This window comes from Aquamicrobium defluvii (assembly GCF_004363725.1).
Taxonomy (GTDB): domain Bacteria; phylum Pseudomonadota; class Alphaproteobacteria; order Rhizobiales; family Rhizobiaceae; genus Mesorhizobium; species Mesorhizobium defluvii.
The window spans coordinates 52,896-79,270 of sequence record NZ_SNZF01000013.1 but is presented as its reverse complement, the minus strand read 5'-3'; the positions used below and the strand labels follow the sequence as shown (position 1 = coordinate 79,270).

Annotated in this window: 23 protein-coding genes and 2 tRNA genes; 16 read left to right on the top strand and 9 right to left on the bottom strand. The window is 61.4% G+C overall.

The genetic code is table 11. The features are described from left to right. Nucleotides 1-110: 110 nt before the first annotated feature. The gene (locus DES43_RS11670; RefSeq protein ID WP_133675316.1) at nucleotides 111-2,141 is read right to left on the bottom strand and encodes an acyltransferase family protein; all 2,031 of its coding nucleotides are present in this window, start codon (nucleotides 2,139-2,141) and stop codon (nucleotides 111-113) included. A gap of 74 nt (nucleotides 2,142-2,215) precedes the next feature. Between DES43_RS11670 and DES43_RS11665 the strand changes: the two genes are divergently transcribed. From DES43_RS11665 to DES43_RS11655, 3 genes are all read left to right on the top strand, one after another. Next, on the top strand, nucleotides 2,216-3,022 hold the full coding sequence (locus tag DES43_RS11665) for a lysozyme family protein (RefSeq protein WP_133675314.1): 807 nt from the start codon (nucleotides 2,216-2,218) through the stop codon (nucleotides 3,020-3,022). Continuing rightward, on the top strand, nucleotides 3,019-3,273 hold the full coding sequence (locus DES43_RS11660; RefSeq protein ID WP_133675312.1) for a hypothetical protein: 255 nt from the start codon (nucleotides 3,019-3,021) through the stop codon (nucleotides 3,271-3,273). Before DES43_RS11665 ends, DES43_RS11660 begins: the two co-directional genes overlap by 4 nt. 145 nt (nucleotides 3,274-3,418) lie before the next feature. After that, complete coding sequence (locus DES43_RS11655; RefSeq protein ID WP_133675311.1) at nucleotides 3,419-3,763, top strand: DUF1515 family protein; 345 nt, start codon at nucleotides 3,419-3,421, stop codon at nucleotides 3,761-3,763. Between the two features lie 9 nt (nucleotides 3,764-3,772). Here the strand turns inward: DES43_RS11655 and DES43_RS11650 are convergent, their stop codons facing one another. Continuing rightward, the gene (locus tag DES43_RS11650; RefSeq protein WP_133675310.1) at nucleotides 3,773-4,021 is read right to left on the bottom strand and encodes a hypothetical protein; all 249 of its coding nucleotides are present in this window, start codon (nucleotides 4,019-4,021) and stop codon (nucleotides 3,773-3,775) included. Between the two features lie 162 nt (nucleotides 4,022-4,183). Then, nucleotides 4,184-4,260, bottom strand: a tRNA-Asp gene (locus DES43_RS11645). Nucleotides 4,261-4,473: 213 nt separating this feature from the next. Here DES43_RS11645 and DES43_RS11640 point away from each other — a divergent pair. Further along, nucleotides 4,474-4,549 (top strand) — tRNA-Val (locus DES43_RS11640). Nucleotides 4,550-4,594: 45 nt separating this feature from the next. Here DES43_RS11640 and DES43_RS22390 read toward each other — a convergent pair. The 3 genes from DES43_RS22390 to bcp form a co-directional block, all read right to left on the bottom strand. Further along, nucleotides 4,595-4,747 carry a hypothetical protein gene (locus tag DES43_RS22390; protein WP_156953472.1) on the bottom strand — a complete coding sequence of 51 codons (153 nt, stop codon included), beginning with the start codon at nucleotides 4,745-4,747 and terminating at the stop codon, nucleotides 4,595-4,597. A gap of 429 nt (nucleotides 4,748-5,176) precedes the next feature. Next, nucleotides 5,177-6,502, bottom strand: coding sequence for a M23 family metallopeptidase (locus DES43_RS11635; protein WP_035025573.1), 1,326 nt, complete (start codon nucleotides 6,500-6,502; stop codon nucleotides 5,177-5,179). 284 nt (nucleotides 6,503-6,786) lie between these two features. Next, the gene (gene bcp, locus DES43_RS11630; protein ID WP_035025572.1) at nucleotides 6,787-7,269 is read right to left on the bottom strand and encodes a thioredoxin-dependent thiol peroxidase; all 483 of its coding nucleotides are present in this window, start codon (nucleotides 7,267-7,269) and stop codon (nucleotides 6,787-6,789) included. 162 nt (nucleotides 7,270-7,431) lie between these two features. Between bcp and DES43_RS11625 the strand changes: the two genes are divergently transcribed. Beyond that, complete coding sequence (locus DES43_RS11625) at nucleotides 7,432-10,827, top strand: YhdP family protein (RefSeq protein ID WP_035025704.1); 3,396 nt, start codon at nucleotides 7,432-7,434, stop codon at nucleotides 10,825-10,827. Nucleotides 10,828-10,874: 47 nt separating this feature from the next. Here DES43_RS11625 and DES43_RS23360 read toward each other — a convergent pair whose 3' ends face one another. Next, on the bottom strand, nucleotides 10,875-10,982 hold the full coding sequence (locus tag DES43_RS23360) for a glyoxalase superfamily protein (protein WP_425352075.1): 108 nt from the start codon (nucleotides 10,980-10,982) through the stop codon (nucleotides 10,875-10,877). A 170-nt stretch (nucleotides 10,983-11,152) separates the two neighbouring features. Then, on the bottom strand, nucleotides 11,153-12,406 hold the full coding sequence (gene tyrS, locus DES43_RS11620; protein ID WP_035025569.1) for a tyrosine--tRNA ligase: 1,254 nt from the start codon (nucleotides 12,404-12,406) through the stop codon (nucleotides 11,153-11,155). 102 nt (nucleotides 12,407-12,508) lie between these two features. Here tyrS and DES43_RS11615 point away from each other — a divergent pair, with 102 nt between their 5' ends. Then, a complete protein-coding gene (locus DES43_RS11615; RefSeq protein WP_035025568.1) occupies nucleotides 12,509-13,639 on the top strand; it encodes an anhydro-N-acetylmuramic acid kinase in 1,131 nt (376 codons plus the stop codon). On the opposite strand, the gene DES43_RS11610 is transcribed toward DES43_RS11615, so the two are convergent. Next, nucleotides 13,631-14,305, bottom strand: coding sequence for an alpha/beta hydrolase (locus DES43_RS11610; RefSeq protein WP_035025565.1), 675 nt, complete (start codon nucleotides 14,303-14,305; stop codon nucleotides 13,631-13,633). The two genes, DES43_RS11615 and DES43_RS11610, sit on opposite strands and share 9 nt — an antisense overlap. A gap of 239 nt (nucleotides 14,306-14,544) precedes the next feature. On the opposite strand from DES43_RS11610, the gene DES43_RS11605 reads away from it, so the two are divergent. From DES43_RS11605 to alaS, 10 genes are all read left to right on the top strand, one after another. Then, nucleotides 14,545-15,705, top strand: a complete 1,161-nt coding sequence (locus tag DES43_RS11605; protein ID WP_035025702.1) for a cysteine desulfurase family protein — start codon at nucleotides 14,545-14,547, stop codon at nucleotides 15,703-15,705. A gap of 156 nt (nucleotides 15,706-15,861) precedes the next feature. Continuing rightward, nucleotides 15,862-17,376, top strand: coding sequence for a Fe-S cluster assembly protein SufB (gene sufB, locus DES43_RS11600; RefSeq protein WP_035025562.1), 1,515 nt, complete (start codon nucleotides 15,862-15,864; stop codon nucleotides 17,374-17,376). An 82-nt stretch (nucleotides 17,377-17,458) separates the two neighbouring features. After that, the gene (sufC, locus tag DES43_RS11595; protein ID WP_035025560.1) at nucleotides 17,459-18,214 is read left to right on the top strand and encodes a Fe-S cluster assembly ATPase SufC; all 756 of its coding nucleotides are present in this window, start codon (nucleotides 17,459-17,461) and stop codon (nucleotides 18,212-18,214) included. Nucleotides 18,215-18,239: 25 nt separating this feature from the next. Further along, nucleotides 18,240-19,508, top strand: coding sequence for a Fe-S cluster assembly protein SufD (gene sufD, locus DES43_RS11590; RefSeq protein ID WP_035025557.1), 1,269 nt, complete (start codon nucleotides 18,240-18,242; stop codon nucleotides 19,506-19,508). A gap of 67 nt (nucleotides 19,509-19,575) precedes the next feature. Next, on the top strand, nucleotides 19,576-20,817 hold the full coding sequence (locus tag DES43_RS11585) for a cysteine desulfurase (RefSeq protein ID WP_035025556.1): 1,242 nt from the start codon (nucleotides 19,576-19,578) through the stop codon (nucleotides 20,815-20,817). Between the two features lie 5 nt (nucleotides 20,818-20,822). Beyond that, nucleotides 20,823-21,200, top strand: coding sequence for an SUF system Fe-S cluster assembly protein (locus DES43_RS11580; RefSeq protein WP_035025700.1), 378 nt, complete (start codon nucleotides 20,823-20,825; stop codon nucleotides 21,198-21,200). Nucleotides 21,201-21,311: 111 nt separating this feature from the next. Further along, nucleotides 21,312-21,698, top strand: coding sequence for a Fe-S cluster assembly scaffold SufA (gene sufA, locus DES43_RS11575; protein ID WP_035025554.1), 387 nt, complete (start codon nucleotides 21,312-21,314; stop codon nucleotides 21,696-21,698). A 10-nt stretch (nucleotides 21,699-21,708) separates the two neighbouring features. Beyond that, nucleotides 21,709-22,044: a TfoX/Sxy family protein gene (locus tag DES43_RS11570; RefSeq protein WP_035025553.1), complete on the top strand. Its 336-nt coding sequence runs from the start codon at nucleotides 21,709-21,711 to the stop codon at nucleotides 22,042-22,044. Nucleotides 22,045-22,278: 234 nt separating this feature from the next. After that, nucleotides 22,279-23,355, top strand: coding sequence for a recombinase RecA (gene recA, locus DES43_RS11565; protein ID WP_035025551.1), 1,077 nt, complete (start codon nucleotides 22,279-22,281; stop codon nucleotides 23,353-23,355). A 249-nt stretch (nucleotides 23,356-23,604) separates the two neighbouring features. Beyond that, on the top strand, nucleotides 23,605-26,265 hold the full coding sequence (gene alaS, locus DES43_RS11560) for an alanine--tRNA ligase (protein WP_035025548.1): 2,661 nt from the start codon (nucleotides 23,605-23,607) through the stop codon (nucleotides 26,263-26,265). Nucleotides 26,266-26,375: the final 110 nt, after the last annotated feature.

The window sequence follows — 26,375 nt, the reverse complement described above, 5'->3', positions numbered from 1 at the left end:
GAGAAATTCCCAAACCCAGTGTGATTGCTATCAATAAGTATAGCAGTCAGCAATAAAAATACCGACTTGTACGCCCTGCCGAACCTTGGCGGCATTCTTGTGTAAACACACTATCGAGTTAGAGCCCGTTGATTGGTCAAGGCCTCGGTAATGCGATTGTACAAGGCTCTGGAAATATGCTTCGAGTAAGTGGCAGTGATGTGGTGCCTATCGCGATACATAAGGATGCCGTCGCGGACAGCGTCACACCAATCGTCGGCGCAGAACCAGTCGGTCATGTCCACATAGGCAACATTGAGGGGCAGGTTTGCAAGACCTTCTTCCAGTCCTTTGTCGTCGAGGACGCTTTGCCTGGGTCGGCGGCAGGAATTTTTTTCTATGCTCAGGAGCGGGGCAAAGACGCACGTGGGAACATCGAATCCCATCCATGGTGTATCTCTGATGGCTATGACGGAAACGCCTTCTGCGGCAAGCCGCTCAAAGCTGCGCACATATCCAATAGGGATTCTCTCACCGATGACTGCCGATGTTCCTCGTGCATCTGGAGAACTGAAAATGGGCCGAGTTGCCAACGTGAAAACATAATCAGGGCGCTGCTCGATGAGCATCTCGGTTGCAGTGTTGATCCACTCGGAGCAAGAGGGGTGATAACTCTCCTCGACAAAAATACTTGCATCGCTTGGATCCGCGAAAGCGCAGTTGCTTTTCGTCATTGAGATAACGCGCCAGTTGTGTGTCGCGGCAATTTCGATCAGGGCCGGGAGCCAATGGGCTGAATGTGACCCGCCGACCAAGGCAACGATTCGATTTGGAGTTTGGCTTCCGAATGAGCAAGATTTCACCACTGGATTGGTAGCATTCTGGTGACAGCCTATCTCATAGACGATCGGGTTATCTCGCCGCGCCGTTAGTGGGCCAGGGGTTATGATCGAGCTTCCCTCAACAAATAGTCGCTCAACTCTGGAAGCACCTGTGCTGATCAGGCGTTCCGATGCTAGAAAGAAAATAGACAGTGCGGCTAATATTAGACCCACGGCCGATGATGAAATCCACTGGCCGCGCTCAGGGCGGAGAATGCGCATCGAGATCCAATTTCCTAGCCTGTTTGAACCAAAGGCTAGAACGATTGAAAGAATAATAATAAACACGCCATGGAAGACGGATATATTTCCGCCTGTTAATCGCCAGAAGACCACGTATATCGGCCAGTGCCACAGGTATATCCCGAACGAAACAGATCCGAGAGTTGCTAGCGGTGTCAAACTCAAAAGCTTGCCGGCATTTCGATAGTCGCTCTGTCGGCCAAACAGTAGAATGAGCAGCGCCGAGCCTACTGGCCAAAGAGAAATGTATCCGGGGAAGTCAAAGCGTTCGCCGACCAGATAGCCGCAACTCAGGATTAGAGCAAGTCCGAGCCAAGACATTGAGACGCACAGTCGGCGTTCCGCCGTCCAGGTTATTGATGTCGTGAATATGCCAGCGAGGGCGCCGGCGGCGAACTGCCAGTATCTGGTCGCCAAATCAAAGTATGCCGCAGCAGAATCGGCTGAAGTCCAATATACGGACCAAGCGAGCGAGGTAATCGCTATGACCGTCAGAACAGAAGCAAGAAAATTCTCTGGGCGTGTTTTGTATAAAATCGCCAACTTTTCGGAAATCCTCGCCACAAAATACCAAAGAAAATAGGATTGACCAATTAGTGACACAGCCCAGAAGTGTTGCGTGAAGCTGATTGTCTCGTCGCGAGAGAGGTAATCTTGACCGCTAAAAATAAGCCAATAGTTCTGTAGGTATATCGAGCTAAAAAAAAGCCCGCGCAAAACATTCTGCCATTCTACAGGGGACGAAAACAATAGCGCTGCTAATGTGATTGCGGTTAAAACGATTGCAATCTCAGGAACTGTCCTAATTATAAATCTTGATAGATGATCAATAAGATTGATATAATTTCCTGATGAAGATCTTCTTACGTAGCCGATGCTAAGAAAATAGCCAGATACAACAAAGAACACATCCACGCCACCTGATACGCCCCATTCCGCTATGTGGAATATGGCTACCAGGATTGCTCCGATTGCCCGCAGACCTTGGATGTCATTTCGACGATCGGGAGCCGATGGATGACGATTAAGAGACTTCACGAAATTCCCCGCTTCTGGTGCCCGGCGGCAACCTACGGCGGCTGAAAGTAATCATCAACCTGAAAGGAACTGACATGACGAACGTGCCAAATGGTGCGGGCGACCGCTATTACGTGTATCGCCCCGTCCTCGACCTCATCGGCCTCTCCGAAGGAACCGACAAAGCCCGAGGCTACAACGAGACGCTGGCCTATGGCGCATACACGGGCGGCCCGGTCGATCTGGTCAAGATGACGCTCAAGCAGGTCGATGACTTGCAGGGCAAGATGCTGGCACACCCGAAAAACAAGTGGAACTCGTCGGCTGTCGGGCGCTACCAGATCGTGCGGACCACGCGGCGGAATATCCAGAAGGCGCTCAGCATCCCGTCGAGCTCGAAGTTCGACCGCGACATGCAGGATCGCATGGGCTGCTACCTGCTCGGCCAGCGCGGTATCGACAAGTGGCTGGCGGGGCGGCTCAAGCTGGAAAGCCTGCTGGACAATCTGGCGCGCGAATGGGCCTCGCTCCCGACCTCGAAAGGCAAGGGCTATTACAGCGGCCAGAATGCATCCGTTTCCGTCATGCAGGTCACGGCGGCTCTCTCCGAGGTCAAGCGCCGGCATGAGGCGGGGCAGCCCAAGATTGAGGTGCCCGTCGAGGTCGAAAAGCCAGTGGTCCCCGAGACCGTCGAAACCAAGGTCAAGAAGGAAACCGGCCTGTGGGGCTGGCTCACCACCGGCTTCGGTGGCGTGGGCGCTGCGGTCGCATGGCTCCGCGACAGCCAGGTATCGGACATAGCCGCATTTGGGGGCGTGGCGGTCGTCGGTCTGCTCATACTGACGTTCCTCGGGCCAAGGCTGGCGGCCTCGATCCGAAAGATCAGAGAGGAACTGGCATGATCGCCATCCTCGCATCACCCATCGGCCGTGTGCTGGGCGCTCTCGCGGTCGCAGCCTCTCTCATGGGCCTGTCATGGCTCCACGGCCACCAGCGGGGCGCGGCAAGCGAACGGCAGGCCATCCTTACCCGATCCGTTGAAGTCTTGCGCGAAAGGAACCGCGTCGATGAACAGGCACGCAATATGGATAGCCCCGAGCTTTGCCGCGCTCTTGGCGGCAAGTGGGTGCTCGAAGACAACGACTGTCAGTGAATGCGACGGCTGGCGAAAGCTTACGCCATCGGCAGAGACCCGGCAGACGATCATCGCGCAGGATCGCCCTTTTGCCGAGCAGGTAGCAGCTCACAACACCTTCGGCTCCGGCCGAGGCTGCTGGAAATAAACAGGGACACGAGCATTGCCGACAAATAGCAACATCGAGCGCTCACTCGGCGTCGTCATCGGCAAGCTCGATGGCATTGAGGATCGGCTGGACCGGCAGGATGAAAGCCGGGCTGCGCTGCATAGGCGTGTGGATGAGCTTGTCCTGCGCCAGACTCATCAGGAAGCCGACATCTTGTCGATCAAGAACAAGGTCGATGCCCATGAAAAGGTGACGGCCGAGGTCACGACGCTGCGCACCAAGGCGGAAGGTGCCGGCACAGTGGGCCGATGGCTCATCCGCATCGGGATCGGTATCGTCACCTTCGCGGGATGGCTGGTCGGGGTCTATACGTGGGTAACGGGGCGGCCGCCGCCGTAATAGCCGAGGCTATTCGTCTTCATCCGGCCGCAACTGCGCCTCGATTATCTCACGGGCAGCCTCGTAGATCGGCGTCATTTCCTCATCTGTGGATTGCTGGGTTTCCAGAAGGTAGAGGGCTTGCTCGTAGACCTCCCGGACTTCTTCGTCGGATAAGATGCCTTTCGCACCCAGCATGCCGACAAGAGAGGCAAGGACGGACGCCGATACAAGGTCACTGGCAGCCACGGCGTCAATTCTGGGGTCGCGTTCAAGCATGGTTGCACCGCAGCGTTTAGGTGAGGGGACGCACACCATCTATCCACAAAAAGCGAAAGGTGTGGATGGAAAATCGAAGAACGAAACAGGATGAAACTTTGAACAGCCGGTCTGGCGTTCAGAGTTTTGGCCGATTCATGGTCTGCTAAGTATTTGATTTAATGGCGCGAGTGACGGGGCTCGAACCCGCGACCTCCGGCGTGACAGGCCGGCACTCTAACCGACTGAGCTACACCCGCGCTGTGACGAACACCGTTGATGTGTGCGTCGTTGGCGGGTGGATAAGGGGTTCCCATGCAGGTGTCAAGCGCTGCAATGACGGTTGTGTGAAAAGTTCCGATGTTTTTCTTCAAAGCCCTGTTCCGGCATTCTTTCAGCACAATCCAAACCGCCGAATTGCGCCTTGGGGCTTGCGATTTGGACAGGAACTGCTTAATGGTCCGGCCCGCCGGGGGCGATTAGCTCAGTTGGTAGAGCGCTTCGTTTACACCGAAGATGTCGGCGGTTCGAGTCCGTCATCGCCCACCAGTACCCCCAAGGCTTTGCGCCGCTGTTACGAAGTGGTCTACAGGTTCACCGAACCCAGACCTCCAACGACGCGGCCAGCCTGCGCGGGTAATCGGGCGAATAGCGAGCATATGCCTTGAAGGTGATGCGGCTGTTTTCATGCCCAAGGAACTGCGCAATCTCTTCCATGGAGCGCCCATCCGTCGTGGTCGCGATCAAGTGTTAACGCCATGATCTTGTGTTTGGGGCGGCAGGCACGTCGCCTGCCGCCGTCAATTGTTTGGGCTTATTTCTGAAGGCAGATGCAAGCCTTGCGCTTGCACTTGGGGCAAACGCCATCTGGACCCCTGGTTGCTTCTACACACTGAAAGCTCATCGTCGCTCCCCCTCCTTTGGTTGCGGGAAAAATGAACCAACTAGCGGCAGGGTTGTCGAGCCAGGTTTTCAGATAGCCCTTGGCATGAAGCCAGTCAGCGCGGCGGCTAATCCAGCATCCGCAACGCAGCGGAAGAATGCTCCGGAGATTCTAATTCTGTATGTCCCTTATGGGCGCCATGGTTTCATTCGGGGAGCATTTGTCGCACTTCGTCATGGCGGCAGGGAAATCACGTTGCGTGGCAGCGTCTGCGGAAAAACGGCCTGAACCGCCTACAGATATTGCTGGATGGCCTTGCCGGCCTTCAGGAAGCGAAGCGGGTTGAGCGCCGTGCCGTTATGGCGGACTTCGTAGTGGAGATGAGGCCCGGTCGAGCGGCCGGTGTTTCCGGTGCGCCCGACGATGTCGCCCGTTTCGACTTTCTGGCCGACCGAGACGACGATGCGGCTCAGATGCGCATAGCGGGTGGAGAAGCCCCGTCCATGGTCTATTTCCACCATGCGCCCGTAACCGCCGTTCCAGCCTGCCTTCACCACCTTGCCCGGGGCCGTGGCCTTTGCATCCATGCCGACGGGAGCGCGGAAATCCATGCCTGAGTGGAATGCGGCCGAGCCGATCAGCGGATCGCGGCGTACTCCGAATGTGCTGGTCACCGCATGGCCGGGGGCGGGATTGGCAATCGGCAGCCGGCGCGCCTCCTGCTTGACATGGCTGAGCGCTTGCAGCGCCTCATCCAGCTCCCTGAGCCTGGCATCGAAGACGGTGGCGGTGTCCATCGGAATGAGAGGGCCGCCGACGTCGGTCCTGGCCGCGCCTTCTTGCGCGAAATCCATGTCGACGGGCAGCCCCGCGGCTTCGAGCGCGTTGGAGATCGCGTCCGCGCTTTCCGAAGCGGCATCGGCCAGTTGCGTAATATGCGCAAGCTGGTCGTCCTCGATGGCCTTGAGCGATCGGTTGATGGTCGCGAAGATCTTGTCGGCCCGGTCGGCCTCGGACGGTTCGGCACCCGCATAGGCCATGACGGCCGGAGCGGGTGTGTCTCCCGTGCGGGTCGTCCAGTTCGCGAAGGGCGAAGTGTCCGCGGCGGCTGCCTGCACAGGCTTTTCGATACGCTCGATCGATCCGGTGATTTCCGGAGTGCCGTTCTGCCGTTGGGCCGGCAGGGGCGCGGTCAGTGGCAGATTGCCGCCGATCTCGCGTCCCGCGCGGTCGAGAACGGGACCGAGCCGGCCGTGGCGATCGGTGAGCCGGCTCTGGCGTTCGATCAGTTCGGTAACCCTGGTTTCCATGAGCTGCTGATCGAGCAGTTGCCGGCTGGTGATGCGGTCCACCTGCGCGCGCAGCGCCGAAATGCGATCCTCATAGGCCTGCTGGATGCGCGCCTGGCGTGCCGTCGAGGCGCTGATGATGTTGTCGCGCAGCACGAGATAGGAGGTTGCCCCCAGATAGCCGAGGGAGAGCGCCATGACGGCGGAGCCGACGAGCGCGGCCATCCAGGGGCGAATGGTGAAGTGCCGGATCTCGTCGCCACGCGCGATGATGACGGTATGAGGTTCCCTGCGCTTGCCGAATACCGCTGACTGGACTGCTGTCACGATACGCCCCGTTAACCATGCCGTCCTTCGATTTATGCGGTGTTAGGGTTAACAAAGCTTTGTGCCGCAGAGATATCGGGAAAGATGAACGTGAAAAACCCGCTGCCGGGAGGAAGGCAGCGGGCAGGGTTGGGCTAAAGGGGCAGGGAGGCGGTCAGGTCATCCGAATATCCACCACAGGATGATGATCGGGATCGGAACGCCGACGGCCCATAGCAGAATGCTGCGCATATATTCCTCCCTGGCTGGTTGCGGTCCCAACGCGCGCAGGGGAGGAAAGGTTCCGCTCAAAGTGAGCGGACCGCTTCCAGAACCGCTTCTGCATGGCCCTTGACGCGCACCTTGCGCCAGATCTGCACGATGCGGCCGTCGCGGCCGATGAGGAAGGTTGTGCGCTCGACGCCCATGTAGCTGCGCCCGTACATCTGCTTTTCCACCCATACGCCGTAAGCCTCGATGGCCTTGCGCTCCTCGTCGGCTGCAAGCGCGACTGTCAGCTCGTGCTTTTCCCTGAACTTGTCGTGCTTCTTGGCGCTATCCGGAGAGATGCCGATTACGGTGGCGCCGGCCTTTGCGAACTCGGGTTTCAGGCGCGAAAAATCGATGGCCTCGGCGGTGCATCCCGCCGTGTCGTCCTTCGGGTAGAAATAGACCACCACGGGCTGGCCGGCGAAATCCGAAAGCCGCACCGTGCCGCCGCCATCGCCGGGCAATTCAAACTGGGGAGCCTTGTCTCCGATATTGAGCCCGATTTCGCTGGTAGCGGTCATAGCAATGCCCTTGTTTGAGGTTACGCGTGGAGTTCCACCGATATATGGTTCTATCGGGATTCGCTCCGGAGCGCGTCCCTGAGACGCATGAGGCGCCTGAAGTGCGGCAAGCGACGGGGGAGCTGCCAGCCGCATGCCATTGGCACGGCATTGGGATTTGGTGTGGGTCAGGAACTTCCACAGCACGAGAAGATCAGGTTTCGGCGTTCTGAGATCACCGATCTGAGTGCCCTGCCTTCCGCCGGCTGCACTCCGCCTCTCGGGCGGGCTGTTTTCAGGCGCAGATTCAGGTGGCTGAAGCGTGCCGCTCTGGCGCTGGCCCTGATTGCGGCTCTGTTTGTTGCCGGTGTCTATGCCATCGGCGCTTCGGGGGTGGGCAAGGATCGCCTTCAGCGGGAGGCGGAAAGCGCCATCCGCCGGCTTGCCGAAACCGATGTGAAGGTAAGCAGCGGATCGACCGGCATCACGCTTGATGGATCGAGTTTCCTTGCCTTGCAGGTGAGCGATCTGAGTTTGACCACGGCCGATGGCAACAGGATGCTTGAGGCCGGCACCGTGCGTTTCGGCATGCGGGCGCTGCCGCTTGTCGGCGGCGAGGTGCGGCTGACCAGCGCAAAGCTCTCGGATGCGCGTATAGATCTGGCTGGCCTCTCGTCTGGCAGGCACGACTGGGTGGCTCCCCTGCGTGACAGCCAGGGGCTGATCGATCCCGACAAGGTGATCGCGGCGGTTTTCGATTCCGTTCGCGAAGCTCTCGATGCCGTCAAGATGGAGTCTGTGCGTGACATAAGGCTGGTCAATGTCGAACTTGCCTTGCCGGCGGATGTCGGCATCCGTTCCGTGAAGATCGCCGATGCGGTTGTGCGGCAGGCAGGTTCCGACCGTATGGAACTGTCCACCACCGCAACCGTCGACGGGCGTGCCATCAGCCTTGCCGGTATCGCAGCGCGCGATCCCCTGACGCGGCGCATTGTCGATCTTGATGCAACCATCGAGGTTGCCGGCCCGCAACTGGAAACTTTCTGGCCGGGGGGAGGCCACGAGCCCGGCGCCGGCACCCTGCATCTTAAGGGAAGCGAAGGCGTGGGGGAGACCGCATCGGAACTGCGGGCTTCTCTGGACCTCAAAGGGACGGCGCTCGATTTCGGTCTCCGAGGCTTGCTGGCCGCCGATATCGCCATGCAGGCAACGCTGGAGAGAGGTTCAAACAAGATCGATATAGGGCGTCTTCTGGTGAAGACGGGTCGCTCGAATTTCACCTTTCAGGGATCGGTCGGGCCTCGTCCGCCCGAGGTTTCGCCGGAAGAGGGGCCCGCCTACCGCTATGACTTCGTCAGTGACGGATCGACGCTGGCTCCGGACGATTCGTCGGAGCCGGCTTTGCGGTTTCTCAGCCGCATCGCCGGCGTCTACGATGTGGACAGCCGCAAGCTGATCGCCGACACCATCGCGGTGCGTTCCGGTGCGGGCGGCGAGGCTGTGGGGATGGCAACGCTGCAATTCGCCGGAGATGAGACGCCGGGGCTGTTTCTGGCGCTCAACGTCCACGACATGCCCGTCTCCCACGTCAAGCAGCTATGGCCATGGATGGCTGCCGGCAGTGCCCGGCAATGGGTTCTGAAGAATCTGTTCGGTGGGCGGGTTCCGCAGGCCAGCCTTCGCTACGATGTCCAGCCGGGGCGTCTGGGCAGCGGCGTGCCGCTGACCGCGAAGGAAGTATCGGGCCGGTTCGATGTCGAGGGCGCGCGCTTCGACACGGCTGGCCATATCCCTCCTGTGCGCGATGCCGTCGGTCGGGTGGAGTTCGATGGAACGCAGGTGCGCATCTCGCTGGAGTCCGGCACCGTCTACATGCCCAGCGGCCGCATCGCGGCGGCGAGCAAGGGAACGCTGACGGTGGATGATGCAAATCAACGCCCCGTCATCGGCAAGCTCGACATCAATGTCGAGGGCGATGCGGATGCCATAGTGGAACTGGCATCCTATGAGCCGATCAACGCCATGCGCTATGTCGGCCTCAAACCGGAAGAGTTTTCCGGTCGGGTGACTGGCAATGTGAAGGCTGACATTCCCCTCCAAGCAGGTATCGACACGAGCACGCTGAACTGGCTGGTCGCTCTGGACTACAAGGGTCTGGCGCTGAAGAAGGATTTCGACGGCCAGAACGTGACCGATGCCAACGGCTCCATAACCGTCGATCCCGGCAAGGCCACGATCGTTGCAACCGCAAGGCTCAATGACATTCCCGCCGAAGTCAGCCTTGTTGAGCCGTTGAAGGCGTCGGACGTCGCGCGCAGCCGAAAGGTTACGCTGATCCTTGACGACAAGCTGCGCGACAAGCTGATGCCTGGCCTTTCCGGCATGCTGGAAGGCACGATAAAGGTGGCGCTGGAAAATCGGGCCGATGGCGCGCGCTCCGTCAACACCGACCTCACTGCCGCGAAGCTGAGCCTGCCATGGGTGGGCTGGAGCAAGGGCCAGGGGGTTCCGGCGCAGGCCGCTTTCATGATGAAGACCGGAGGCGACACGACCCGGCTTTCCGGTTTCAGCCTCGACGGCAAGAGCTTCTCCGCCAGGGGCGATGTCGTGCTTTCAGGCGGGGCCCTGTCTTCTGCAACCTTCGATAAGGTACGGCTCAACCGGGATGACGACGTTGCCGTCTCGGTTCGCCGCACGGGTTCGGGCTACAAGGTCGACGTATCGGGAGCATCGCTCGACGTGCGCCCCGTCATCAAGCAATTTACCTCCGGTCCCGGCGGGTCGGGCAAGGCACGCGACAAGGCGGATACGGTTTCGCTGACGGCCGACATCGGCAGGCTGACCGGCTTCCACAACGAAATGCTGGCGGGCCTCAAGCTCAGCTACAGCGGGGCGGGCTCGCGGATAGGCAGCCTGAAGGCCAGCGCGACGACAAGCAGCGGTGCAGCCGTTACGGCCGAGGGCGGCACGAGCGGCAGCCAGCGAACCCTGTCCATGCGCTCGGCCGATGCCGGTTCAATTCTCCGTTTTCTCGATATCTATCGAAATGTCAGGGGCGGCGGCCTGGCGATCGCCCTGCAAGGCGCTGGTGACGGCCCCCTGAAGGGCAGGATCGATGCACGCGATTTCCTCGTCGTGAACGAGCCGAAGCTGGCGTCGATCGTCTCGACAACACCCGCCGGCGACAGCCGCAGCCTCAATCAGGCGGTGCGCGGCAACATCGATACGTCGAGCGTCCGCTTCGAGCGTGGCTCCACCGAAGTGGAGAAAGGGGCGAGCTATGTGAAGCTTGCCAACGGCGTTCTGCGCGGGCCGCTGATCGGCACCACTTTCCAGGGCATTCTCTACGACCAGAACGACAATATGGACATGACCGGCACCTTCATGCCGGCCTATGGCCTGAACCGCATTTTCGGCGAACTGCCGCTGGTCGGCGCGATCCTCGGCAATGGCCGTGACCGCGGTCTGATCGGCGTGACCTACCGCCTGCGCGGAAACGTGAAGAAGCCGGAACTGGAGATCAACCCTCTGTCGGTGATCGCGCCCGGCATCTTCCGCTCGATCTTCGAATACAGGTAATGCAAGGTGGACGCTGCCCCGCCCCGGCAAGGAGGGGCAAGGCCGCCTTACGCCCTCATGAGCCGCATTTGCGGCTGGCCGTTGCCGCGCAGGGCGGACGAAAATCCGCGCGCATCGACGGTGGCGGTGACCCGTGTCCGGTGCGCGGCGAACATGAGGTCTGGCGTGACGTTTTAAAGCATGTCGCCCGAAAGTGGGAACCGGTTTCGGGGCAACGACATGCGTAAAAACAAGAACTTAAAGCGCAGGGAGCGAATCTGAAAGATCGCGACACGCTTTAAGGAAAAGCGGAAGCGCTACAGGGAAACGGGATATGTCCGTCCGGTCAGGCCGGACGAACCAGAATGTGTTTTTTCTTGCCGAGAGAAAGCTTTGCGACGTTTTCCGGATTCAGATCCTGAGTGGTCACGACACGCTTGTCATCTGCAACCGGCTGGTCGTTGAGACGCACGGCGCCGCCCTGAATATGCCGGCGGGCCTCGCCGTTCGACGTTGCCAGCCCCGCGGCCACCAGCAGCGACAGAATGCCCATGCCGGTCTCCAGCGAAGCGCTCTCAACCTCGACAGTCGGCAGCGTCTGCGCAAGAGCGCCTTCCTCGAAGGTCTTGCGGGCCGTTTCCGCCGCCTCTTCAGCCGCTTTCCGGCCATGCAGAAGTGCGGTGATCTCGGTAGCGAGCACCTTCTTCGCCTCGTTGATCTCGGCGCCGCCCAGAGCCGCGAGCTTTGCCACCTCATCGAGCGACATCGTGGTGTAGAGCTTCAGGAAGCGCTCGACGTCGGCGTCCTCGGTATTGCGCCAGTATTGCCAGAAGTCATAGGGGCTGAGCATATCCGGGTTGAGCCAGATCGCGCCGCCCAGCGACTTGCCCATCTTGGCGCCCGAGGCGGTGGTCAGCAGCGGCGTGGTAAGCGCGTAAAGCTGCGGCGTTCCCATGCGGTGGCCGAGATCGATGCCGTTGACGATGTTGCCCCACTGGTCCGAGCCGCCCATCTGGAGGCGCACGCCGTAGCGCCTGTTCAGCTCGACGAAGTCGTAAGCCTGAAGGATCATGTAGTTGAATTCGAGGAAGGACAGCGACTGGTCGCGGTCGAGCCTGAGCTTCACCGAATCGAACGACAGCATGCGGTTGACCGAGAAGTGACGGCCGACATCGCGCAGGAATTCGAGATAGTTCAGGGGCAGCAGCCAGTCGGCATTGTTCACCATCAAGGCATCGCGCGGGCCGTCGCCGAAGGTGAGGTAGTTGGAGAACACCTTTTTGATGCCGTCCATGTTGTCCTGGATGGTCTGCGGCGTCATCAGCTTGCGCGCCTCGTCCTTGAACGAAGGGTCGCCCACCATGCCGGTGCCGCCGCCCATCAGGGCGACGGGCCGGTGGCCGGTCTTCTGCATCCAGTGCAGCATCATGATCTGGATCAGCCCGCCCGCATGAAGGCTGGGCGCTGTCGGGTCGAAGCCGATATATGCCGTCACCGTCTCCGTCGCGAAAAGCTGGTCGAGGCCGGTTTCGTCCGAAATCTGGTGGATGAAACCGCGCTCGCTCATGATGCGCAGGAAGTCGGATTTGAAGGCAGTCATTTTTCTTTTCCCGAAAGCACCGGCAGACAGGCGCCGGCGTGGCAAGTGTGACCGCGCGCGTTTAGCATCTGCGGGCGGGGAATCACAAGGACGGCAAGCCAAATGGCGACAATCTGCGCAATCGGGCTGATGAGCGGCACTTCCATGGACGGCATCGACCTTGCCATGCTGCGCACGGATGGCGTCGATATCGTCGAGCGGGGACCGGGCCTGTTCGTGCCTTATGAAACCGCGTTTCGCGACCGTATCGCGGCGGGGCTGAAGGTGGCGCGGCAGATCGGCGAGCGCGCCGAACGTCCCGGCGATCTTGCCGCGCTTGAAGGCGAGATCACCCGCCGGCATGCCGGGGCAGTGGAGCTTTTTCTTTCCGGACAGGCCGGGGCGTGGGGTGAACCGGAACTGATCGGGTTCCATGGCCAGACGGTGCTGCACCGGCCGCAGCAGGGGCTGACTGTGCAGCTTGGCGACGGGCAATTGCTGGCAAATCTCACCGGCCTGCCGGTGGTGTTCGACATGCGGGCCGAGGATATGCGCCATGGCGGGCAGGGTGCGCCGCTGGTACCCGCTTATCACGCGGCGCTGGCGCGCTCGCTGCCCTCACATCTTGCGGGCAAATTCCCGATCGTTTTCGTCAATATCGGTGGCATTTCGAACATTACGTATGTGCCGGGGGAAGGCGATCCGGTCGCCTTCGATACGGGACCGGGCAATGGGCTGATCGATCAGTGGGTGGCGCGGAAGGCGGGCGTTGCCTTCGATGCCGGGGGTACGATAGCGGCGGAGGGCAAGGTGGTGGACGAAGTGGTCGCCCTCTATCTCGGCAAGCCATTTTTCGCCGAGCCCGGCCCGAAATCGCTGGACCGCGGCGATTTTACGCTTGTTGAGGCGCAAGGTCTGGATCTGGCCGATGGTGCGCGAACGCTGGCGGCGGTGTCGGCGGCCGCGATCCTGAAGTCGGTGGGGCATTTGCCGGAAAAGCCGCGACTGTGGATCGTCTGCGGCGGCGGCCGCAAGAACCCCCACATCATGCGCGACCTGAAGGCGGGCGCGAAAGCCATGGATACGGAAGTGATTTCCGCCGAAGAAGCCGGCATGGATGGAGATGCCACCGAGGCGGAAGCATGGGCCTATCTGGCGGTGCGCTCGCAAAAGAAGCTGCCGCTCACCTTCCCGACCACGACGGGGTGCGAAAAGCCGGTGAGCGGCGGGGTTCTGGTCAGGCCGTTACCTTAGGCGCTTGGGGCGCGGGTCGGCCAGTTCGCCGGCGAGGCGGCGGTCCAGATAGTCGGCGCATTCCTCGATCAGCAGGTCGGCTTCGCTGGAGAAGAAGTGATTGGCGCCCGGCAGCGTCTTCTGGGTGATGGTGATGCCCTTTTGCGTGTGAAGCTTGTCGACCAGCCCCTGGACATCCTTCGGCGGGGCCACCTTGTCGGCATCGCCATGGATGATGAGGCCGGACGACGGACAGGGCGCAAGGAACGAGAAGTCGTAGGTGTTGGGCTGCGGGGCAATGGACATGAACCCCTCGATCTCCGGCCGGCGCATCAGCAACTGCATTCCGATCCACGCGCCGAAGGAATAGCCGGCCACCCAGCAGCTTTTCGAATCGGGATGCAGGGACTGCACCCAGTCGAGCGCGGCGGCGGCGTCCGACAGCTCGCCGATTCCATGGTCGAATGCGCCCTGGCTGCGGCCGATGCCGCGAAAATTGAAGCGAAGCGTGGTGAAGCCACGCTTCTGGAACATGTAGAAGAGGTCGTAGACGATCTTGTTGTTCATCGTCCCGCCGAACTGCGGATGCGGATGAAGCACGATCGCGATAGGCGCGTTCTTCTCCCTGGAAGGCTGATAGCGACCTTCCAGCCGACCGGCCGGACCCGTGAAAATGACCTCTGGCATCAATAACTCCGACTACAGACTGACTGGCTGTCCAGGAACAATTCTTGAACGCTTCTCACAAGATTCGACCTTGACGTGAGGCCAGGGCCTTCTTAGAAGCTAGATTAGAATTGTTCAAAACTGAGTGGTTGGCCCACCCACGCCGCTGATGCGTAGATAGGACGGCTGGCCTCACGATTTCAAGGAAATAACGCCGCAGCTTGGCGTCAGGCTTAATGCAGGGAGAAACGGACAGGAAAATGGCAGCCGTTCGCGCCTATCTCGACTACAACGCCAGCGCGCCGCTTCTCGGGCAGGCGCGCGAGGCTGTGGTCGCGGCGCTGGATGGCGCCAATCCCTCGTCCGTGCATGGCGAGGGCCGCGCGGCGCGGCGCATCGTCGAGGAGGCGCGCCGGCGGGTGGCCGCTCTGGCGAATGCCAATCCCCAGCACGTCGTCTTCACCTCCGGAGCGACCGAAGCCGCCATGACCCTGCTCACGCCGGACTGGCGGATGGGCAAGGCGGCCCTGCGCTTCGGTCGCCTTTATGTCTGCACTGCGGATCATCCCTGCCTGCTCGGCGGCGGGCGCTTTCCTGCCCATCAGGTCACGCGGATCGGCGTCGATGGCGATGGCCTGCTCAGGCTCGACGAACTGATTGCCTCGCTTGCCGCCCATGACAGGGAGCAGGGGCTGGCGCTTGTCGCCGTGCACGCCGCCAACAATGAAACGGGCGTGGTGCAGCCGCTTGAAGAGATCGCCTCTGTCGTGAGGGCGGCCGGCGGGGTTCTTGTGCTGGACGCCGTTCAGGCGGCAGGGCGCATTCCGCTCGACATGTCAAAGCCTTGCGCGGATTACCTGATTCTTTCCGCACACAAGATCGGCGGCCCCAAGGGCGTCGGCGCGATCATTGCCGCGGCAGACCTCATGATGCCGAAGCCGCTGGTTGCCGGCGGCGGGCAGGAGAAGGGCCATCGCGGCGGAACCGAAAATCTTGCCGGCATTGCGGGGTTCGGTGCCGCCGCGGCGGCAGTGCTGGAAGGGCTCGGGTCCGTCGACAGGGTTCGCAACATGCGCGACCGTTTCGAGGCGGCGCTCGTGGAACTGGTGCCGGATGCCGTCATCTTCGGGCATGCCGCGCCGCGTCTGGCCAATACGAGCTTCTTCGCCATTCCCGGCCTCAAGGCCGAGACGGCCCAGATCGCCTTCGACCTTGCCGGCGTGGCGCTGTCAGCCGGCTCCGCCTGTTCGTCGGGCAAGGTTGGTCCCAGCCATGTCCTGGCGGCGATGGGAGTTGACGAAATACAGGGTGCGTTGCGCGTGTCGATCGGGCAGGAGACGAGCGTGCAGGACCTTGAACTGTTCCGTTCGGCACTGGCGGGCATCGCGTCCCGCCGTGCCGGTGGAAGCAGGGCCGCCTGAGGGCGGCCGCACGGGCCTTGGCCCGGTCAAGCTGTGCGTCATGGCCGGGTGTAAATCCGGTCGGGATGCACTATATGGAACTCACGCGGCCCGGAAGGGCGGTGCCATAGTTTGAAAACTGTCGGGCCTTGCCCCCGATAAGGATGGAGAACGCCTATGCCTGCAGTGCAGGAGACGATCGATCAGGTTCGCGAGATCGACGTCGATCAGTACAAATACGGATTCGAGACGGAAATTGAGACCGATAAGGCGCCCAAGGGCCTTAACGAGGACATCATCCGTTTTATCTCGGAAAAGAAGCAGGAGCCCGACTGGATGCTTCAGTGGCGGCTGGAGGCATATCGGCGCTGGCTGACCATGGAAGAGCCGACCTGGGCGCGCGTTTCCTACCCGAAGATCGACTTCCAGGACATCTACTACTACGCCGCGCCGAAGAACCAGTCGGGTCCGAGATCCCTCGACGAGGTCGATCCTGAGCTGCTGCGCACCTATGAGAAGCTCGGCATTCCGCTGCGCGAGCAGGAAATCCTCGCCGGCGTGCAGAAGCCTGCCGCTGACAATGACGAGGCGAGCGACAATGTCTACGCTTCCGGCCGCGTGGCGGTGGATGCGGTGTTCGATTCGGTGTCCGTCGTCACCACCTTCAAGGCGGAGCTGGCCAAGGCCGGCGTCATCTTCTGCTCGATCTCGGAAGCGATCCGCGAGCATCCGGATCTGGTACGCAAATATCTCGCTTCCGTGGTGCCGGTGTCCGACAATTATTATGCGACGCTCAACAGCGCCGTCTTCACCGACGGTTCGTTCGTGTACGTGCCCAAGGGCGTGCGCTGCCCGATGGAGCTGTCGACCTATTTCCGCATCAACGAGAAGAACACCGGCCAGTTCGAGCGCACGCTGATCATCGCCGAGGAAGGGGCATACGTCTCCTATCTGGAAGGCTGTACCGCTCCCCAGCGCGACGAGAACCAGCTTCACGCCGCCGTGGTCGAACTGATCGCGCTCGACGATGCCGAGATCAAGTACTCCACCGTCCAGAACTGGTATCCAGGCGATGTCGAGGGCAAGGGCGGCATTTACAACTTCGTCACCAAGCGCGGCGATTGCCGTGGCGCGCGCTCGAAAATCTCGTGGACGCAGGTGGAAACCGGTTCTGCCATCACATGGAAATATCCGTCCTGCATCCTGCGCGGCGACGACAGCCAGGGCGAGTTCTACTCGATTGCCGTTTCCAACGGCTATCAGCAGATCGACAGCGGCACCAAGATGATCCATCTCGGCAAGAACACGAAGAGCCGCATCATCTCCAAGGGCATCGCCGCCGGTTTCTCGCAGAACACCTATCGCGGCCAGGTCTCGGCCCATCGCAAGGCCACCAATGCGCGCAACTTCACCAACTGCGATTCGCTGCTGATCGGCGACCAGTGCGGCGCGCACACAGTGCCTTACATGGAAGCCAAGAACGCCACCGCCCAGTTCGAGCACGAGGCCACCACGTCGAAGATTTCCGAGGACCAGAAGTTCTACGTCATGCAGCGCGGCATTCCCGAAGAGGAAGCCATCGCGCTCATCGTCAACGGCTTCGTCAAGGACGTCATTCAGGAGCTGCCGATGGAGTTCGCCGTCGAGGCGCAGAAGCTCATCGGCATCTCGCTCGAAGGTTCGGTCGGCTGACCGTCGAAGACATATAGACTGGAAGCACGCAAAGCGGTTTCGGAGACCGCAACGGGCTTTGGAAGAAATTCAGGAAGAACAAATGCTTGAGATCAAGAACCTGCATGCCCGCATCGCCGAGGATGGCACCGAGATCATCCGCGGGCTGAACCTGACCGTGAAGGCCGGCGAGGTCGCCGCCATCATGGGCCCGAACGGCTCCGGCAAGTCCACCCTGTCCTACATCCTCGCCGGGCGCGAGGATTACGAGGTGACCGAGGGCGACATCCTCTACAACGGCGAATCCATCCTCGGGATGGATCCGGCCGAGCGCGCCGCTTCCGGCATCTTCCTCGCCTTCCAGTACCCGATGGAGATACCGGGCGTCGCCACCATGGAGTTCCTGAAGGTGGCGCTGAACGAGCAGCGCAAGGCGCGCGGCGAGGAGCCGCTGAAGATTTCGGAGTTCATCGCCCGCGTGAAGGATGCCGCCGGCTCCCTCAATATGGACATGGGCATGCTGAAGCGTCCGCTCAATGTCGGCTTCTCCGGCGGTGAGAAGAAGCGCGCCGAAATCCTTCAGATGAAGCTTTTGCAGCCGAAGCTGTGTGTGCTGGACGAGACCGATTCCGGCCTCGACATCGATGCGCTGAAGATCGTGGCCGAGGGCGTGAACTCGCTGCGTTCGTCTGACCGCGCCTTCCTCGTCATTACCCACTACCAGCGCCTGCTCGAACACATCGTGCCCGACACCGTCCATGTCCTCTACAAGGGACAGGTGATCAAGTCCGGCGACAAGTCGCTGGCGCTCGAACTCGAAGCCAACGGCTATGCCGGCGTGATCGGTGAAGCCGCCTGAGGCGGCGCAAGGTGAGGTGAATGCAATGAACGTACATGCAACCCCGCAGCTTACGCCAGCCGAGACGGCCCTGATCGAGGCATTCGGCGAGCGGCTGGGCGCGCTGCCGGGCGACAGCGAAGTGATGGCGCGGCGCGACAGCGCCATCGAGGCGATCAAGGCGGGCCTTCCGACCCGTCGCGTGGAAACCTGGCACTATACCGACCTGCGCCGCCTTTTGAGCAAGGTGCCGGAGTTCGATGCGACGTCATCGGCAAAGGCGCTCGACCCGCTCCTGGAGGGTTCGGGCGTGGTCACGCTGGTCAATGGCGCCGTTTCCGGCACGCCGGTGCTCGGCAACGGCGTTTCCTTCGCGCCGCTTGCAGAACGGCTGGCGGATGGCTCCTTTGCCGCTTCGCTGGAGACCTATGGCAGGGACGACGCCATCGGTGCCATAAACGCCGCTTTCGTGGCCGACGGCATTGCGCTTGACATTGCCGAAGGCACCGAACTGGAAAAGGCGGTGGAACTGCAGAATCTGCAAGCCGGCGGCCAGAGCCATGTGAGAATGGTGGTCAATGTCGGTTCCGGCTCCCGCGCCGTGATTGTGGAACGCCAGTCGGGCGAGGGTGCCGGGCTTGCCAGCTCGGTCAGCCAGCTTCAGGTTGGCGACGGCGCCGAGGTGACGTGGCTTATCGTGCAGGAGCAGCCTGAAACCGCGCAGCATCTGGCGCAGTTCAAGGCTGTGATCGGCAAGGACGCGAAGCTGACGCTGTTCGTCATGAACGCGGGCGGCAAGCTGGTGCGTCAGGAAGTGCTGGTCAGGGTTGCCGGCGAAGGCTCGGACTTCCAGTTGCGCGGCGTCAACCTGCTTGCGGGTGACAGCCACACCGACGTCACCATGGTGCTCGATCATGCCGTTCCGCACACCGGGTCGGTCGAAGTGGTACGCAATGTGGTGACCGGAAAAGCCCATGGCGTGTTCCAGGGCCGCATCAACGTGCATCAGTATGCGCAGAAGACCGACGCGCGCATGGCCTGCAATACGCTGCTGCTGTCCGACGACGGCGAGTTCTCGACCAAGCCGGAACTGGAAATCTTTGCCGACGACGTGGCCTGCGGCCATGGCGCGACGGTGACCGAGATCCATGGCGACCATCTGTTCTACCTGATGTCGCGCGGCGTTACCGAAAAGACGGCGCGGGGCCTTCTGGTGAAGGCGTTCGTGGCCGAGGTGATCGAGGAACTGGAAGACGAGCAGATCGTCGAGGCCCTCGAAGCCAGGCTTGACGCGTGGTTTGCAACGCACGGATGAACGCCGGCTTTTAACCGACGCCCCGGGCATCGCCGGGGCGTTCGCAATGCGGTTCAGAGAAGAGATTATGGACCAGAAGATCGAAGCCGCACCCTACGATGTCGAGGCCATCCGCCGCGACTTCCCGATCCTTGCCCGGCAGGTGCATGGCAAACCGCTGGTCTATCTCGACAACGGCGCTTCGGCGCAAAAGCCGCAGGTGGTGCTCGACACCATCCAGCATGCCTATGCGCAGGAATATGCCAACGTACACCGCGGCCTGCACTTTCTTTCAAATGCGGCCACGGACGCCTATGAAAAGGCGCGCGAGAGCGTGCGCCGCTTCCTCAACGCGCCGTCGACCGACAACATCGTCTTCACCTCCAACTCGACCGCCGCCATCAACACCGTGGCCTACGGCTTCGGCATGCCGAACATCGGCGAGGGCGACGAGATCGTGCTGTCGATCCTCGAGCATCACTCCAACATTGTGCCGTGGCATTTCATCCGCGAGCGTCAGGGCGCGAAGCTGGTGTGGGTGCCGGTCGACGATCTGGGTGCCCTGCATCTGGAAGATTTCGAGAAGAGCCTGACCGAGCGAACGAAGCTGGTCGCCATCACCCACATGTCCAACGCGCTCGGCACGGTCACGCCGATCAGGGAAATCTGCCGCATCGCCCATGCGCGCGGCATTCCGGTTCTGGTCGATGGCAGCCAGAGCGCCGTCCACATGCCCATCGACGTGCAGGATCTCGGTTGCGATTTCTTCGTCTTCACCGGCCACAAGGTCTACGGTCCCTCCGGCATCGGCGTCCTCTACGGCAGGAAAGAGCGGCTGGAAGCGATGCGCCCCTTCATGGGCGGCGGCGAGATGATCGAGGAGGTGACCGAGGATATGGTCACCTACAACGCTCCGCCGCATCGCTTCGAGGCCGGAACGCCGCCCATCGTGCAGGCGATCGGGCTGGGCGCTGCACTGGATTACATGGACAGCATCGGCCGCGACCGCATCGCGGCCCACGAAGCGGACCTGACCGCCTATGCCCATGAACGGCTGCGGGGCGTCAATTCGCTGCGCTTTTTCGGTGAAGCACCGGGCAAGGGCGCCATCGTCTCCTTCGAGCTTGAGGGTATCCATGCGCATGATGTCTCGATGGTCATCGATCGTCAGGGTGTCGCCGTGCGCGCCGGCACCCATTGCGCCCAGCCGCTGTTGAAACGCTTCGGCGTCACCTCCACATGCAGGGCATCCTTCGGCATGTACAACACCAGGGCCGAGGTCGATGTCTTGGCAGAGGCGCTGGAAAAGGCACGGAAATTCTTCGGATGATGGACATGGACGATACGACCGCCAATGCCGGAACCGCCGGACAGCAGGCAACGGTCTCGACCATTTCGGACGACGAGCTGGCGCGGTTGACCGACGACATCATTTCGGCGCTGAAAACCGTCTACGACCCGGAAATTCCCGCCGACATCTATGAACTCGGTCTCGTCTACCGTATCGACATCGAGGACGACCGCACCGTCAGGATCGACATGACCCTGACGGCTCCCGGCTGCCCGGTGGCCGGCGAAATGCCGGGCTGGGTGCAGAATGCGGTCGGCGCGGTGGAAGGCGTTTCCGGCGTCGAGGTGAATATGACCTTCGATCCGCCATGGACGCCGGACCGCATGTCGGAGGAGGCGCAGATCGCCGTCGGCTGGTATTGAGCGCGGGCGGACACCCTTGCGGCGGCTTGCGAATTCCCCCATCCTGAAGGGGGAGAATAAGGAAGATCATTCCGGCAGGCCTTTGACCTGCATGGCATGGAGAAGACTGGAATGGCACGTTTTTCCGTCATGACGCTGACCGACAGGGCAGCCGGGCGTGTGCGCGAGATCGTCGCGATGCGCGAAGGCGCGCACGGCATCCGGCTTGGCGTAAAGAAGGGCGGCTGTGCCGGCATGGAGTACACCATCGATCTGGTGACCGAGCCGGACCCGAAGGACGATCATGTCGAGCATGAAGGCGCGCACGTCTATGTCGCGCCGGAAGCCGCGCTTTTCCTGCTAGGCACCGAGATGGACTTCGAAGTCACGACCTTGCGTACCGGCTTCGTGTTCCGCAACCCGAACCAGTCTTCCGCCTGCGGCTGCGGCGAATCCGTGGAACTGAAGCCCGCCGATCTCAAGGCGCTGGCCGAGGCGCGCGCGGCAGCCGAAGCCTGACCTGCCCGCCATGGATGACGAGCGCATCGGGGAACTCTTCGAAGGTCTCGGCGCTGTCACCATACGCCGCCTGTTCGGCGGTAAGGGCATCTATCATCATGGTGTGATCATCGCCATCGTTCTGCGGGGTGAATTGATGCTCAAGGCGGATGCCGAAAGCGCGCCGGACTTCGCTGCTGCCGGTTCGAGGCAATGGACCTATAGTGGAAAGGGCAGGGAAGTGGCGATGCCCTACTGGTCGGTCCCCGAGGCTGCGTTCGACGATCCCGACGATATGACGATGTGGGCACGCCAAGCCTATGAGGCGGGATTGCGGGCCGCGCGGGAACGGGGACCGGCGCTCTGAGCTGCCTTTCCCGCGAATGCTGGAAGGTCGCGATTCGTCACCCTGCCGGATACGGTGTTGGCATTCATATCCCGTAACGGCGGGCATGAAATGAAAACAAAATAAGAACATATGAGATTTAGTAAATAAAAACATATAGTTAATGCCTCTTGCCAAATTGGAACAAAAGAGGTACAAAAATATGAGCGGTCAACGATTGTCCGTCTATCATTGACGACCAAAGGGTGCTGTATCATGGCTCAGAATTCATTACGGCTTGTAGAGGACAATTCGGTGGACAAATCAAAGGCTCTGGACGCGGCCCTGTCGCAGATCGAGCGCGCTTTCGGCAAGGGCTCGATCATGCGCCTGGGGGCAAACGAGCAGGTGGTGGAGATAGAGACAGTCTCGACCGGCTCGCTCGGCCTCGATATTGCGCTGGGCGTTGGCGGCCTGCCGCGCGGACGTATCATCGAGGTTTACGGTCCCGAAAGCTCGGGCAAGACGACGCTGGCTCTTCATACGGTGGCGGAAGCCCAGAAGAAGGGTGGCATCTGCGCCTTCGTCGATGCCGAACATGCGCTCGATCCGGTTTACGCCCGCAAGCTGGGTGTCGATCTCGAGAACCTCCTGATCTCGCAACCCGACACCGGCGAGCAGGCGCTGGAGATTTGCGACACGCTGGTCCGTTCAGGTGCGGTCGACGTTCTGGTGGTGGACTCGGTCGCCGCGCTTACGCCGCGCGCCGAAATCGAAGGGGAGATGGGTGATTCCCTGCCCGGTCTCCAGGCTCGCCTGATGAGCCAGGCGCTGCGCAAGCTGACGGCCTCGATCTCGCGTTCCAACACCATGGTCATCTTCATCAACCAGATACGCATGAAGATCGGCGTCATGTTCGGGTCTCCCGAGACGACCACCGGCGGCAACGCGCTCAAATTCTATGCTTCCGTGCGTCTCGATATCCGCCGCATCGGGTCCGTCAAGGATCGCGACGAGGTGGTCGGCAACCAGACCCGCGTCAAGGTGGTCAAGAACAAGCTGGCCCCACCCTTCAAGGTGATCGAGTTCGACATCATGTATGGCGAAGGCGTATCCAAGACCGGTGAGCTCATCGACCTTGGCGTCAAGGCCGGCGTGGTCGAGAAGTCCGGCGCATGGTTCTCCTACAATTCGCAGCGTCTCGGTCAGGGACGCGAGAATGCCAAGCAGTTCCTGCGCGACAATCCCGATACGGCCCGCGAGATCGAAATGACCCTGCGTCAGAACGCCGGTCTGATCGCGGAAAAATTCCTGGAGAACGGCGGCTTCGAGGCGGAAGCGGGCGAAGGCTGACCAGCGGGATCCGGTTCCACGATCGGATACGGTTTTCAAGTTGGAAACGCCGGTCTTTTCAGGCCGGCGTTTCCGATTTCGGCACGGGCAAGTGTTCCGGCCGGATATGTTGAAGCGCCTGCCTTTGCCGGCGTGGCCCTTTCAGGGCCGCGCGTCATTCGGGATTCTGGACAGGGTGCGGGCCGACCGCTAAAAGGCTGTGTTTTCTGCACTGGCGCCGTTGGCGTTTCCTGAACAAAGGCATCTTTCATGAGTGGTGTGAACGAGATCAGGTCGACCTTCCTCGACTACTTCCGCAAGGAAGGGCACGAGGTCGTCGCCTCCAGTCCGCTGGTGCCGCGCAACGATCCGACCCTGATGTTCACCAATGCCGGTATGGTGCAGTTCAAGAACGTGTTTACCGGGCTGGAGACGCGCTCCTACAACCGCGCAACCACCTCCCAGAAATGCGTTCGTGCCGGCGGAAAGCACAACGATCTCGACAATGTCGGCTACACCGCACGCCATCACACCTTCTTCGAGATGCTGGGCAATTTCTCCTTCGGCGACTATTTCAAGGAGCGCGCCATTGAGCTTGCCTGGAACCTGATCACCCGGGAGTTCGGGCTTGCGAAGGACAGGCTTCTGGTCACCGTCTATCACACCGACGACGTTGCTGCCGACCTGTGGAAGCGGATTGCCGGCCTGCCGGACGAGAAGATCATCCGCATTCCGACCAGCGACAATTTCTGGGCGATGGGCGATACCGGTCCCTGCGGTCCCTGTTCGGAAATCTTCTACGACCATGGCGATCATATCCCCGGTGGCCCTCCCGGCAGTCCGGATGAGGATGGCGACCGCTTCATCGAGATCTGGAACCTCGTCTTCATGCAGTATGAGCAGGTCACGAAGGAGGAGCGCATCGAACTCCCGCGCCCCTCCATCGATACCGGCATGGGGCTGGAGCGCGTCGCGGCGGTTCTGCAGGGCGTGCATGACAACTACGACATCGATCTCTTCAAGGCGCTGATCCGCGCTTCCGAGGAAGCGACCGGCGTGCCGGCGCTCGGGGCGAACCGCGCCAGCCACCGCGTCATCGCCGACCATCTGCGCGCCTCCTCATTCCTCATCGCCGATGGAGTTCTCCCTTCCAATGAAGGACGCGGCTATGTGCTGCGTCGCATCATGCGCCGCGCCATGCGCCATGCCCAGCTTCTGGGCGCGAAAGAGCCGTTGATGTGGCGGCTGGTTCCGGCACTGGTGCGCGAGATGGGGCAGGCCTATCCCGAACTGGTGCGCGCCCAGAGCCTGATTTCGGAGACGCTGAAGCTGGAGGAGACCCGTTTCCGCAAGACGCTGGCGCGCGGGCTGACCCTGCTCAACGAAGCGACCGAAGGTCTCGGCAGCGGCAGCAGGCTCGATGGCGAGACCGCCTTCAGGCTTTACGACACCTACGGTTTCCCGCTCGACCTTACGCAGGATGCCTTGCGCCAGCGCGACATTGCCGTCGACCTTGAAGGCTTCAACGCTGCGATGGAGCGCCAGAAGGCCGAGGCCCGCGCCAACTGGGCGGGATCGGGCGAAGCGGCGACCGAGACGATCTGGTTCGGCATGCGGGAGAAAATGGGCGCCACCGAGTTCCTCGGCTACGATACGGAACAGGCCGAAGGCATCGTTCAGGCGCTCGTGCAGGACGGCAAGGAGGTGGAAAGCGCCTCAGCCGGCCAGAAAGTGGCGGTCGTCGTCAACCAGACACCTTTTTACGGCGAATCCGGCGGCCAGATGGGCGACACCGGCATCATCTCCGGCGAAAGCTTCTCCATCGAGGTCGAGGATACCCAGAAGAAGGGCGAGGGCGTTGTCGTCCATCTCGGCAAGGTCGTGAAGGGAACGGTGAAGCCGGGGGCTGCGGTCGAACTCAGGGTCGACCATGCCCGCCGCAGCAAATTGCGCTCCAACCACTCGGCCACTCACCTCATTCATGAGGCGCTGCGCGAGGTTCTGGGCACTCATGTCGCACAGAAGGGCTCACTGGTTGCCCCGGACCGCCTGCGTTTCGATATCTCCCACAACAAGGCCGTTTCGCCCGCGGAGATCGAGCAGGTCGAGCGCATGGCCAACGAGATCGTGGTCCAGAACGGCCCGGTCACGACGCGGCTGATGTCGGTCGATGATGCGCGCGCCGAAGGCGCCATGGCGCTGTTCGGCGAGAAATACGGCGACGAGGTGCGCGTTGTCTCGATGGGGACGGCCCTGCATGGTGAAAAGGCCAACCGCCCCTATTCGATCGAACTGTGCGGCGGCACCCATGTCGGGGCCACCGGCGATATCGGGCTGATCCGCATCGTCTCCGACAGCCCGGTGGCTGCCGGCGTGCGCCGTATCGAGGCGCTGACGGGAGAGGCCGCGCGACGGTATCTGGACGAGCAGGAGCGGCGGCTGAAATCCGCCGCGGCTGTGCTGAAAGTGTCGCCCTCCGACGTCCCGGCTCGCGTCGAGGCGCTGGTGGAAGAGCGCCGCAAGCTGGAACGCGAGCTTGCCGAGGCGCGGCGCAAGCTGGCCCTGGGCGGCGGATCGGGCGGAGAAGCTGTTTCCGAAGTGCAGGACGTCGCGGGGACGAAATTTCTCGGCAAGGTGGTCGAGGGTGTTTCTCCGCGCGATCTCAAGTCGCTGGCCGATGAAGGCAAGAAGTCGGTCGGTTCCGGCGTGGTGACGTTCGTCGGCGTGGCCGAGGATGGCAAGGCAAGCGTCGTGGTGGCAGTTACCGACGATCTCACGGCGCGCTTTTCCGCTGTCGATCTGGTGCGGAAAGCCTCGTCGGCGCTTGGCGGGCAGGGCGGCGGCGGCCGTTCCGACATGGCGCAGGCCGGCGGACCGGACGGCACTCAGGCGCAAGCCGCCTTGCAGGCAGTCGCGCAGGCGCTGCAATAGAGAGCTGAACTCAAGCAAGCCTGAAACTCAGGGCGGGTCGCCTCTTTTAAAGCGTGTCGCGATCTTTCAGATTCGCTCCTTACGCTTTAAGTTCTTGTTTTGAAGCATGT

What these genes read in the sequence shown, in the direction of transcription:
- bcp (WP_035025572.1), bottom strand. Translation starts at nt 7,269, where the DNA reads ATGACCGCTACCAGCGAAATCGGGCTCAATATCGGAGACAAGGCTCCC.
- DES43_RS11660 (WP_133675312.1), top strand. Translation starts at nt 3,019, where the DNA reads ATGATCGCCATCCTCGCATCACCCATCGGCCGTGTGCTGGGCGCTCTC.
- sufA (WP_035025554.1), top strand. Translation starts at nt 21,312, where the DNA reads ATGGCACGTTTTTCCGTCATGACGCTGACCGACAGGGCAGCCGGGCGT.
- DES43_RS11665 (WP_133675314.1), top strand. Translation starts at nt 2,216, where the DNA reads ATGACGAACGTGCCAAATGGTGCGGGCGACCGCTATTACGTGTATCGC.
- DES43_RS11650 (WP_133675310.1), bottom strand. Translation starts at nt 4,021, where the DNA reads ATGCTTGAACGCGACCCCAGAATTGACGCCGTGGCTGCCAGTGACCTT.
- sufD (WP_035025557.1), top strand. Translation starts at nt 18,240, where the DNA reads ATGAACGTACATGCAACCCCGCAGCTTACGCCAGCCGAGACGGCCCTG.
- DES43_RS11580 (WP_035025700.1), top strand. Translation starts at nt 20,823, where the DNA reads ATGGACGATACGACCGCCAATGCCGGAACCGCCGGACAGCAGGCAACG.
- DES43_RS11615 (WP_035025568.1), top strand. Translation starts at nt 12,509, where the DNA reads ATGGCGACAATCTGCGCAATCGGGCTGATGAGCGGCACTTCCATGGAC.
- DES43_RS11605 (WP_035025702.1), top strand. Translation starts at nt 14,545, where the DNA reads ATGGCAGCCGTTCGCGCCTATCTCGACTACAACGCCAGCGCGCCGCTT.
- sufC (WP_035025560.1), top strand. Translation starts at nt 17,459, where the DNA reads ATGCTTGAGATCAAGAACCTGCATGCCCGCATCGCCGAGGATGGCACC.
- tyrS (WP_035025569.1), bottom strand. Translation starts at nt 12,406, where the DNA reads ATGACTGCCTTCAAATCCGACTTCCTGCGCATCATGAGCGAGCGCGGT.
- DES43_RS11585 (WP_035025556.1), top strand. Translation starts at nt 19,576, where the DNA reads ATGGACCAGAAGATCGAAGCCGCACCCTACGATGTCGAGGCCATCCGC.
- recA (WP_035025551.1), top strand. Translation starts at nt 22,279, where the DNA reads ATGGCTCAGAATTCATTACGGCTTGTAGAGGACAATTCGGTGGACAAA.
- sufB (WP_035025562.1), top strand. Translation starts at nt 15,862, where the DNA reads ATGCCTGCAGTGCAGGAGACGATCGATCAGGTTCGCGAGATCGACGTC.
- DES43_RS11570 (WP_035025553.1), top strand. Translation starts at nt 21,709, where the DNA reads ATGGATGACGAGCGCATCGGGGAACTCTTCGAAGGTCTCGGCGCTGTC.
- DES43_RS23360 (WP_425352075.1), bottom strand. Translation starts at nt 10,982, where the DNA reads ATGTTCGCCGCGCACCGGACACGGGTCACCGCCACCGTCGATGCGCGC.
- DES43_RS11610 (WP_035025565.1), bottom strand. Translation starts at nt 14,305, where the DNA reads ATGCCAGAGGTCATTTTCACGGGTCCGGCCGGTCGGCTGGAAGGTCGC.
- alaS (WP_035025548.1), top strand. Translation starts at nt 23,605, where the DNA reads ATGAGTGGTGTGAACGAGATCAGGTCGACCTTCCTCGACTACTTCCGC.